Annotated in this window: 11 protein-coding genes, 4 tRNA genes and 1 pseudogene; 14 read left to right on the top strand and 2 right to left on the bottom strand. The window is 62.0% G+C overall.

The genetic code is table 11. The features are described 5' to 3' along the window. Window positions 1–140: pseudogene (locus tag PHP91_RS11170) on the top strand (hydrogenase expression/formation protein HypE); the annotation flags it as partial. Window positions 141–276: 136 nt separating this feature from the next. On the opposite strand, the gene PHP91_RS11165 reads toward PHP91_RS11170, so the two are convergent. Then, a complete protein-coding gene (locus PHP91_RS11165; protein ID WP_300140538.1) occupies window positions 277–1,317 on the bottom strand; it encodes a chemotaxis protein in 1,041 nt (346 codons plus the stop codon). A gap of 65 nt (window positions 1,318–1,382) precedes the next feature. Continuing rightward, window positions 1,383–2,402, bottom strand: coding sequence for a tRNA-dihydrouridine synthase family protein (locus PHP91_RS11160; protein WP_300140536.1), 1,020 nt, complete (start codon window positions 2,400–2,402; stop codon window positions 1,383–1,385). Between the two features lie 179 nt (window positions 2,403–2,581). Between PHP91_RS11160 and PHP91_RS11155 the strand changes: the two genes are divergently transcribed. The 13 genes from PHP91_RS11155 (at window position 2,582) to rplL (ending at window position 8,434) form a co-directional block, all read left to right on the top strand. Next, window positions 2,582–3,031, top strand: coding sequence for a hypothetical protein (locus tag PHP91_RS11155; protein ID WP_300140534.1), 450 nt, complete (start codon window positions 2,582–2,584; stop codon window positions 3,029–3,031). A gap of 255 nt (window positions 3,032–3,286) precedes the next feature. Then, window positions 3,287–3,361 (top strand) — tRNA-Thr (locus PHP91_RS11150). Between the two features lie 10 nt (window positions 3,362–3,371). After that, a tRNA-Tyr gene (locus PHP91_RS11145) sits at window positions 3,372–3,457 on the top strand. A 57-nt stretch (window positions 3,458–3,514) separates the two neighbouring features. Continuing rightward, window positions 3,515–3,591 (top strand) — tRNA-Gly (locus PHP91_RS11140). 178 nt (window positions 3,592–3,769) lie between these two features. Further along, on the top strand, window positions 3,770–4,963 hold the full coding sequence (tuf, locus tag PHP91_RS11135; protein WP_300140532.1) for an elongation factor Tu: 1,194 nt from the start codon (window positions 3,770–3,772) through the stop codon (window positions 4,961–4,963). A 5-nt stretch (window positions 4,964–4,968) separates the two neighbouring features. Beyond that, window positions 4,969–5,118, top strand: a complete 150-nt coding sequence (rpmG, locus tag PHP91_RS11130) for a 50S ribosomal protein L33 (protein ID WP_300140530.1) — start codon at window positions 4,969–4,971, stop codon at window positions 5,116–5,118. A gap of 13 nt (window positions 5,119–5,131) precedes the next feature. After that, a tRNA-Trp gene (locus PHP91_RS11125) sits at window positions 5,132–5,208 on the top strand. Between the two features lie 86 nt (window positions 5,209–5,294). Continuing rightward, window positions 5,295–5,552 (top strand): preprotein translocase subunit SecE, encoded by a 258-nt coding sequence (gene secE / locus PHP91_RS11120; RefSeq protein ID WP_300140528.1) that lies wholly within the window; start codon window positions 5,295–5,297, stop codon window positions 5,550–5,552. Window positions 5,553–5,587: 35 nt separating this feature from the next. Then, the gene (gene nusG / locus PHP91_RS11115; protein WP_300140526.1) at window positions 5,588–6,145 is read left to right on the top strand and encodes a transcription termination/antitermination protein NusG; all 558 of its coding nucleotides are present in this window, start codon (window positions 5,588–5,590) and stop codon (window positions 6,143–6,145) included. A gap of 46 nt (window positions 6,146–6,191) precedes the next feature. Continuing rightward, window positions 6,192–6,617 carry a 50S ribosomal protein L11 gene (gene rplK, locus PHP91_RS11110; protein WP_300140524.1) on the top strand — a complete coding sequence of 142 codons (426 nt, stop codon included), beginning with the start codon at window positions 6,192–6,194 and terminating at the stop codon, window positions 6,615–6,617. Window positions 6,618–6,631: 14 nt separating this feature from the next. Further along, window positions 6,632–7,339 carry a 50S ribosomal protein L1 gene (gene rplA, locus PHP91_RS11105; RefSeq protein ID WP_300140522.1) on the top strand — a complete coding sequence of 236 codons (708 nt, stop codon included), beginning with the start codon at window positions 6,632–6,634 and terminating at the stop codon, window positions 7,337–7,339. Between the two features lie 150 nt (window positions 7,340–7,489). After that, window positions 7,490–8,011 (top strand): 50S ribosomal protein L10, encoded by a 522-nt coding sequence (gene rplJ, locus PHP91_RS11100; RefSeq protein WP_300140520.1) that lies wholly within the window; start codon window positions 7,490–7,492, stop codon window positions 8,009–8,011. A 39-nt stretch (window positions 8,012–8,050) separates the two neighbouring features. Beyond that, the gene (gene rplL / locus PHP91_RS11095; RefSeq protein ID WP_300140518.1) at window positions 8,051–8,434 is read left to right on the top strand and encodes a 50S ribosomal protein L7/L12; all 384 of its coding nucleotides are present in this window, start codon (window positions 8,051–8,053) and stop codon (window positions 8,432–8,434) included. The last annotated feature ends 20 nt before the right edge of the window (window positions 8,435–8,454 follow it).

The following is an 8,454-nucleotide window of genomic DNA, read 5'->3' as shown; positions in this document are numbered from 1 at the left end:
CCGACCCGCTCGGGCGGGACGCCCGGCGCATCGGGACCATCACCGACGCCAACCCCGGCAAGGTGGTCATGGTCACCCAGCTCGGCGGAAAGCGGCTGCTCGGAATGCTCGAAGGCGAGCAACTGCCCAGAATCTGCTAGGCGCATACGCATAATGATGAAAGGGGAGGGCGTCGTCCGGCGTCCTCCCCTTTTTTTGCGTCTTCCGCCCGCCGGCCGCGGACGAAAAAAAGGCCGCCCGGCGAGGGGCGGCCCGTAATGTCGTTGAAAAATCCGGTTAGCGGTTTCTGGCCTGGCGCTTGCGGTCCTCGATGAGCACGGCGGCGCGTTGGGCCAGGTACGTGATCTCGGGCTTGGAGATTTGGTCGTCCGCGCCCACGGATTCGCCCCGGTGGCGGAGCTTGTCCGTTATCAGCGAGGAGAAGAGGATGACCGGGATGTCGCGCAGGACCGGGTCTTCCTTGATCCGCCGGGTCAGGTGGTGGCCGTCCATTATCGGCATCTCGATGTCCGAGACGATGACCTGGACGAAATCCGTGATGGGTCGGCCTTCGTCGGCCGCGTTCTTCTTGATCTCCTGGAGCCGCTCCCAGCACTCCCGGCCGTTGTTGGTCTTTTCCACGCGGAAGCCCGCTTGGCCGAGCATGTCGCGGATCATCTCGCGGATGAGCGGGGAGTCGTCGGCGATGAGGGCGCGGTAGCGCTCCTCGGCGCTGAACTCGGCGTTCTCGTCCAGCTTGAGGCGCATGTCCGGGTTGAGCTCGGAGACGATGCGCTCCAGGTCGAGGATGAAGACGATGCGGTTGTCGAACTTGACCACGCCGGTGATGGAGTCGCTGGACAGGGCCGAGACGTACTTGTTCGGGGCCTCGACGTCCTCCCAACTGATGCGGTGGATGCGGGTGACGCCCGAAACCATGAAGGCGGACGTGACCTGGTTGAACTCCGTGACGATGATCTTGGGCGGCTCGTTCTCCACCCGCTTCTTCTTCAGCCAGACGGAGAGGTCGAGCAGGGGGATGATCTTGGAGCGCAGGTTGAACGCGCCGAGCACGGCCTGGTGGGAGACCTCGGGCATCTCCGTGATTTCGGGCATGCGGATGATTTCCAGCACCTTGGCCACGTTGACGCCGTAGAACCCCTTGCGGCTCGGCCGGAGCGCCCGCTGGCCTCCCTTGGGCTTGGCCTCGGTCTTGACGTCGACCTGGTTCAGTTCGGCGTCGTCGCTGGCCTTGGGTTCCTCTTCGAGATAGAACTCGACGATCTCCAGTTCATTGGTCCCCGCCTCAAGCAGGATGTCGCTCGTCTCCACGGACATGAAAGCACCGTTTCCTTGTTCAGAAGTGCGGAATGGATACGCCGTCGTCTCCGGTGATGTAACCGCTATTCGCAAATGACGTCAACAGCCGGTTCCTCGTCAGAGGGATCGGCCGGTTCCAGCCCGGCGATGACAGAGGCCGCCGCCTCCAGGGCTTCCCAGTCCGTGCATTGCAGCAGGGAGGCGCGCAGGGCGCGGATGCCCTTCAACCCCTTGGCGTAGCGCGGGATGATGGAGCGGATCTTGCGGAACGAGCGGCCGTCGCCCTCGAACTCGCGGGTCAGGCGGATGTGCTCGCGCACGATCCCGGCCAGGAACGCGCCGTCGCGGGGGACCATGGGCTCGCCCCGGCGCAGGGCGATGAACCGGGCGAATATGGACGGGTCGAAGAGCGCGCCACGGGCGAACATGATCGCGTCGACGCCCGTCTCCTCCAGGCAGCGGACGCCGTCCTCGGCCGTGTACAGGTCGCCCGAGCCGATGACCGGCAGGGAAACCGCGCGCTTGAGCTCGGCGAGCTTTTCCCAGTTGGCCTTGCCTGCGAACATTTGCTTGCCGTAGCGCGGGTGCAGGGTCAGCCAGTCGACGCCCGCGCCCTCCAGCCGCCGGGCCAGGTCGAGAAAAACCTCCTCGCCCTTCTCGAACCCCAGGCGGAACTTGACGCCGACGCGCCCGCCCTCGGGGTGGGCGGCGGCCTTCTCCACCATGATGGCCGCGATCTCCACGAGCTTGTCCAGGTCCTGCATGAGCTGCACGCCGCTGCCGGACTTGAGGACCTTGCGGACCGGGCAGCCCGCGTTGAGGTCGAAGTTGCGATAGCCCATGGACACCAGCTTCTCCATGACCGGGCCGAAGAACTGGGGCTCGGACCCGAAGAGCTGAAGGATCATGGGGTCGTCCTCCGGGCAGGTGGCGATGAGCCGCCTGGTCCCGGAGTTCTTGAAGGCCATGCCCTTGGCGCTGACCATCTCGGAGCAGCGCACGGCGCAGCCGTACCGCTTGGCCAGCAGGCGGAAGGGGAGGTCGGAATACCCGGCCAGCGGGGCCAGCCAGGGGTTGTCGGGGGTGATGGTGAAACCGCTCATGGGGTGGCATGTATAAGGATACGTGGGAGGAGTCAAAGGGAAAGCGGGGAAGTGCGTGCGAGAGCGATCGATATTGTGATGTCGGCAGGGAACTGCTACAGTGCGCGGCAATCGGGACTGCCGGAAGCGGGCCTGGCGTCGGTCGGCCGTCCCCAACCCATTTCGGAGGACGCATGCACATGCAAGGCAACACACTCAAGACGCTGCTGGCCGGGCTCGTGCTCGGGCTGTTTCCCCTGTTGCAGGGATGTCCCGCGCTGATCATTGTGGCCATCGCCTATTCGGGCGAGGACTATGCCACGGTGACGGTGGAAATCCCGCGAAGCGCCGACATGGTCTTCGACCATGCCCTCAAGCTCTCGGACGAGGGCGTGGAGGCGGCCACGGGCGAGCCCTACACGGTTGAGAAGGTCGCCAGGGCCAACTATTTCATGCGCATCACGGCGAAAGACGGTTCCTGGTGGCTTGAGCTGAACCTGGTTCCCCTTGACGGCCGGTCCTGCCAGTTGATCATGACCGGACGGAGCCCCGGCGATCTGGAGGCGCAGAAACATCGCGGCCTGGTGGCGGTCGAGCGGCTGTGCGACGACCTGGGGGTGCGCTACCGCGTGGTGGAGAACCCGTCCTGAAAGTGACGGTCTTCGGGCCGTGGCGCATGACGTTCCTGGAGGATACGAATCCCCGCCGCCGGGGGGCCGGAGCCTCTGGTTGAGGACCGGGACGTTTTTTTTGAAAAAATGGCGTCGCCAGGGTTGACAAAAACGGGGGTTACGCCTTAAACCGACCCGTCCTTGAGCGGATGGACGCGAAAGCGGCCGGCCGCCTCGGGACAAATTCCTCTTGCTTTTTGACATACTGGCGTATATAGACTTCGTTCCCGACTAGCTGGCGTAGCTCAATGGTAGAGCAGCTGATTTGTAATCAGCCGGTTGCGGGTTCAAGTCCCATCGCCAGCTCCATGGAAACAATGGTGGGGTTCCCGAGTGGCCAAAGGGAACAGACTGTAAATCTGTCGGCATTCGCCTTCGGAGGTTCAAATCCTCCCCCCACCACCATTTTACCGCGCTGTAGGAGGTGGTCCCGCGAGGGCCGCTGGTGACTACGGAGAGTGAGCGGGAATAGCTCAATTGGCTAGAGCATCAGCCTTCCAAGCTGAGGGTTGCGAGTTCGAGTCTCGTTTCCCGCTCCAAACTCTGGCCGCTCGCGTCACACCATCTCCTATAATAAATATAGCGGGCCGAGGCCCGCGCGAGCGCGCCGAGTGCGGCGCAGCATATCGGCTCAAGTTCGGTACCGTGTCCCCAGGGCTCGTGCCGTAAAATAGTATTTAGGACGCAAACTACCAACTTTTAGTAAGGGGATCCAAAATGGGTAAAGCTAAATTCGAACGCAGCAAGCCGCATGTCAACATCGGTACCATCGGTCACATCGACCACGGCAAGACCACGCTGACCGCCGCCATCACCAAGCTGGCCGCCATGGCCGGCCACGGCGAGTACGTCGCCTTCGACGAGATCGACAAGGCTCCCGAAGAGAAGGAGCGCGGCATCACCATCGCCACCGCTCACGTCGAGTACGAGACCGACAAGCGTCACTACGCCCACGTGGACTGCCCCGGTCACGCCGACTACATCAAGAACATGATCACCGGCGCCGCCCAGATGGATGGCGCTATCCTGGTTTGCGCCGCCACCGACGGTCCCATGCCCCAGACCCGTGAGCACATCCTGCTCGCCCGTCAGGTCGGCGTGCCCGCCATGGTCGTCTTCATGAACAAGTGCGACATGGTCGACGACGAGGAGCTCCTCGAGCTGGTCGAGATGGAAATCCGCGAGCTGCTCGACAAGTACGAGTTCCCCGGCGACGACATTCCGGTCATCCGCGGCTCCGCCCTGAAGGCCCTGGAGTGCGACTCCGTCGACGAACCCGCCGCCAAGCCCATCTTCGAGCTGCTGGAAGCCTGCGACAACTACATCCCCGAGCCGGAGCGCGACATCGACATGCCGTTCCTGATGCCCGTGGAAGACGTCTTCTCCATCTCCGGCCGCGGCACCGTCATCACCGGCCGTGTCGAGCGCGGCATCATCACCGTCGGTAACGAAATCGAGGTCATCGGCATCCGTCCGACCCTCAAGACCACCGTCACCGGCGTTGAAATGTTCCGCAAGCTGCTCGACCAGGGCCAGGCTGGCGACAACGTCGGCCTCCTGATCCGCGGCGTGAAGCGCGAGGAAGTGGAACGCGGCCAGGTCGCCGCCAAGCCGGGTTCCATCACCCCGCACACCAAGTTCAAGGCCGAGGTCTACGTCCTGTCCAAGGACGAGGGCGGCCGTCACACTCCGTTCTTCTCCGGCTACCGCCCGCAGTTCTACTTCCGCACCACGGACATCACGGGTGTCGTCACCCTGGCCGAAGGTGTCGAGATGGTCATGCCCGGCGACAACGCCACCTTCAACGTTGATCTGATCGCGCCCATCGCCATGGAAGCCGGTCTCCGCTTCGCCATCCGCGAAGGCGGCCGCACCGTCGGCGCTGGTGTCGTTACCGAGATCGTGGAGTAACTCCCATGCGCATCAATATTCAACTGCAGTGCACCGAGTGCAAGCGTAAGAACTACGCTACGCAGAAGAACAAGAAGAATACTACCGGACGCCTGGAGGTGCAGAAGTATTGTCCCTGGGACAAGAAGCACACCCTGCACAAGGAATCCAAGTAGCTTCGAATAGCGCAGGGGCATAGTTCCAACGGCTAGAACGCCGGTCTCCAAAACCGGATGTTGGGGGTTCGAATCCCTCTGCCCCTGCCAACCACGACTGAGATAGCGGACCAAGCGGGGTCCCGCCAAACCGGCGGGACCCCGCACCCCGCTCAATAATTTGGGAAACGAGAGTTATGGCCAAAAAGAAAGGCAAGATAGCCGCCGATAAGTCGGCCGAGCAGACGTCCCCGAACGGTCTCGTCCTCAAGGTCAAGGAGTTCATCGAATTCTTTGAGGAATCCAAGGTCGAGATCAAAAAGGTCGTCTGGCCGACCCGCAAGGAAACCGTCACCACGTGTGTGGCCGTGCTGGTCGTCAGCCTGGTCATAGCCCTGTACCTGGGCATAGTCGACCTCGCGCTCACCAAGATCGTCGAGGCAATTCTGTCCTAAGTCCCACGCTCGTCGAGCAAAGGCTGGATCACACAATGGATGTTACGCTGGAAAAGACTTCCCCCCGCGCACGCTGGTACATAGTTCACACCTACTCAGGGTTTGAGCAGCGCGTGGAGCAGACCATCAACGAAATGATGCGGACGGGTCAGGACAAGGGCCTCATCGAAGAGGTCGTCATGCCCACCGAGAAAGTCGTTGAGATGGTCAAGGGCGAGCGCAAGACCTCGACCCGGAAGTTCTATCCCGGCTACATCATGGTCAAGATGATCCTGACCGATGACTCCTGGCACCTGATCCAGTCCATCCCGCGCGTGACCGGGTTTGTCGGCGGCAAGAACCGCCCGACCCCCATGCGCGACAGCGAGGCTCTGAACATCCTCAGCATGATGGAGAGCCGCCAGGAAAAACCGCGTCCCAAGTTCAACTTCGACCGTGGCGACGAGGTGCGGGTCATCGACGGCCCGTTCAGCGGTTTCAACGGCGTCGTGGAAGAGGTCAACTACGACAAGGGAAAGCTCAAGGTCTCCGTCTCGATCTTCGGTCGGCAGACCCCCGTGGAGCTGGATTTTGTCCAGGTGGACAAAGGCTAGCCCCGAATATACTCGCTAACAGCGAATTTTCTCACCGAGGAATACAATGGCCAAGAAAGAATTAGGAAAGATCAAACTGCAGATCCCCGCGGGGAGCGCCAACCCGTCCCCGCCGGTCGGTCCGGCCCTGGGTCAGCACGGCGTGAACATCATGGAGTTCTGCAAGGCGTTCAACGCCCGGACGCAGGACCAGAAGGGGCTCATCATCCCCGTCGTCATCACGGTGTTTGCCGACCGTTCCTTCGACTTCGTCACCAAGACCCCTCCCGCCGCCGTGCTGCTGCTCAAGGCCGCCAAGCTCGAGAAGGGTTCCGGTGAGCCCAACAAGACGAAGGTCGGCAAGGTCACCCGTGCCCAGATCAAGGAGATCGCCGAACTCAAGATGGTGGATCTGAACGCCAACGACATCGAGAACGCCATGCTGCAGATCGAGGGCACCGCCCGCAGCATGGGCATCGAAGTCAAAGGCTAGTGAGGAAACAAGCAATGCCTAAGCATGGAAAGAAATACCGCAACGCCCTCGGCGAACGTGACGTCGTTCTGCGCCTTCCCGTCGAGGAAGGCGTGAAGGTCGCCATCGAAAGCGCCTACGCCAAGTTCGACGAGACCGTCGACGTTGCCATCAACCTGGGCGTCGATCCCAAGTACTCCGACCAGATGGTGCGCGGCGCCGTCAGCCTGCCCAACGGGCTCGGCAAGGACGTCCGCGTGGCCGTGTTCTGCAAGCCGGAGAAGGAAGCCGAGGCCAAGGCCGCCGGCGCCGACATCGCCGGCAGCGACGATCTGGTCGAGAAGATCCAGTCCGGCTGGCTCGACTTCGACAAAGCCGTCGCCACCCCCGACATGATGGCCCTGGTCGGCAAGATCGGCCGCGTGCTCGGCCCCCGTGGCCTGATGCCCAACGCCAAGACAGGCACCGTCACCATGGACGTGGCCAAGGCCGTCAGCGAGCTGAAGGCCGGCAAGGTCGAGTTCAAGGTCGACAAGGCGGGCATCGTGCACGCTCCCATCGGCAAGGTCTCCTTCGGTACCGAGAAGCTCTGCGAGAACCTCAAGACCCTGCTTTCCAAGGTCATGAGCCTCAAGCCGTCTTCCGCCAAGGGCACCTACATGAAGGGCGTGGCCGTGGCCACCACCATGGGGCCGGGCGTCAAGATCGACCCCCTGACCGTCCGCAAGTTTCTGGAAGCGTAACATTGGAATGCCGGACGCCCTTTCCCGGGGCGTCCAGTAGATAACGCACGGGAAGTTGAGTCAGAGAAGGCAGGTGGGGCCGTGTTCCCTTAATACCCTGCTCAGACAACGCTTTGACCTGCTTTCCGGGCCTAAGACGAGGAGTGGTAGATGAACAGGCAAGAGAAAGCCCAGATCATCGAGCAGCTGCACGAAAAGGCTGCGCGGGCAAGTATCGCCGTCGTCACCGACTTCAAGGGACTGACCGTGGAGGAACTCACCGTTCTTCGCGCCAAGTTCTACGAATTCGGTGTAGACTACCAAGTCGTCAAGAACACCCTGGCCCGGTTGGCTCTCAAGGACACCGAACACGGTGGCCTGAGCGAACACTTCAAAGAGAACTGCGCCGTCGCGCTTGGCTACGAAGACCCCGTGGCCCTGGCGAAGGTGCTGGCCGATTACGACAGGACGAACAAGAAGTTCGCCATCCGTTTCGGCTCTCTGGAAGGGAAGTTTCTTGATAGCGACGGCGTGAAGGAACTCGCCAAGATGCCCAGCAAGCCTGAGCTTCTGAGTTCCGTGCTCGGCACCATGCAGGCCGTGCCCCGCAATTTCGTGTGTCTGTTCGCAAACATCGAGCGCAAGCTTCTGTGGGCCCTGAGCGCCATCAAGGACCAGAAGGAAGCCGCGTAAAACAAGGTTCAAAGCGAATCATTTCAAGGAGAAATCACCATGGCTGATATCACCAAAGAACAGGTCGTCGAATTCATCGGCAACATGACCGTCCTGGAACTGTCCGAATTCATCAAGGAACTCGAAGAGGCTTTCGGTGTCGAGGCTGCCGCCCCCGCCGTCGCCGTCGCCGCCGCCCCGGCTGCCGCCGCTGCCGCCGAGGAAGAGGAGAAGACCGAGTTCGACGTCGTCCTGACCAATGCCGGCGGCAACAAGATCGCCGTCATCAAGGCCGTCCGCGCCATCACCGGCCTGGGCCTGAAGGAAGCCAAGGCTCTGGTTGACGAGGCTCCCAAGGCCGTCAAGGAAGGCGTGTCCAAGGACGAGGCTGACGACGCTGCCAAGCAGCTCACGGAAGCCGGCGCCGAAGTTGAAGTCAAGTAACTTCAGCACTCTACGCTAAT

The organism is Pseudodesulfovibrio sp. (assembly GCF_028692895.1).
Classification (GTDB): Bacteria; Desulfobacterota; Desulfovibrionia; order Desulfovibrionales; family Desulfovibrionaceae; genus Pseudodesulfovibrio.
The sequence above is the reverse complement of the archived record's forward strand: the minus strand, read 5'-3'. Positions and strand labels throughout refer to the sequence as shown.

Bases quoted from the DNA above. Each gene is read 5' to 3' on its own strand.
- PHP91_RS11165 (WP_300140538.1), bottom strand. From the start codon at position 1,317: ATGTCCGTGGAGACGAGCGACATCCTGCTTGAGGCGGGGACCAATGAA.
- PHP91_RS11160 (WP_300140536.1), bottom strand. From the start codon at position 2,402: ATGAGCGGTTTCACCATCACCCCCGACAACCCCTGGCTGGCCCCGCTG.
- PHP91_RS11155 (WP_300140534.1), top strand. From the start codon at position 2,582: ATGCAAGGCAACACACTCAAGACGCTGCTGGCCGGGCTCGTGCTCGGG.
- tuf (WP_300140532.1), top strand. From the start codon at position 3,770: ATGGGTAAAGCTAAATTCGAACGCAGCAAGCCGCATGTCAACATCGGT.
- rpmG (WP_300140530.1), top strand. From the start codon at position 4,969: ATGCGCATCAATATTCAACTGCAGTGCACCGAGTGCAAGCGTAAGAAC.
- secE (WP_300140528.1), top strand. From the start codon at position 5,295: ATGGCCAAAAAGAAAGGCAAGATAGCCGCCGATAAGTCGGCCGAGCAG.
- nusG (WP_300140526.1), top strand. From the start codon at position 5,588: ATGGATGTTACGCTGGAAAAGACTTCCCCCCGCGCACGCTGGTACATA.
- rplK (WP_300140524.1), top strand. From the start codon at position 6,192: ATGGCCAAGAAAGAATTAGGAAAGATCAAACTGCAGATCCCCGCGGGG.
- rplA (WP_300140522.1), top strand. From the start codon at position 6,632: ATGCCTAAGCATGGAAAGAAATACCGCAACGCCCTCGGCGAACGTGAC.
- rplJ (WP_300140520.1), top strand. From the start codon at position 7,490: ATGAACAGGCAAGAGAAAGCCCAGATCATCGAGCAGCTGCACGAAAAG.
- rplL (WP_300140518.1), top strand. From the start codon at position 8,051: ATGGCTGATATCACCAAAGAACAGGTCGTCGAATTCATCGGCAACATG.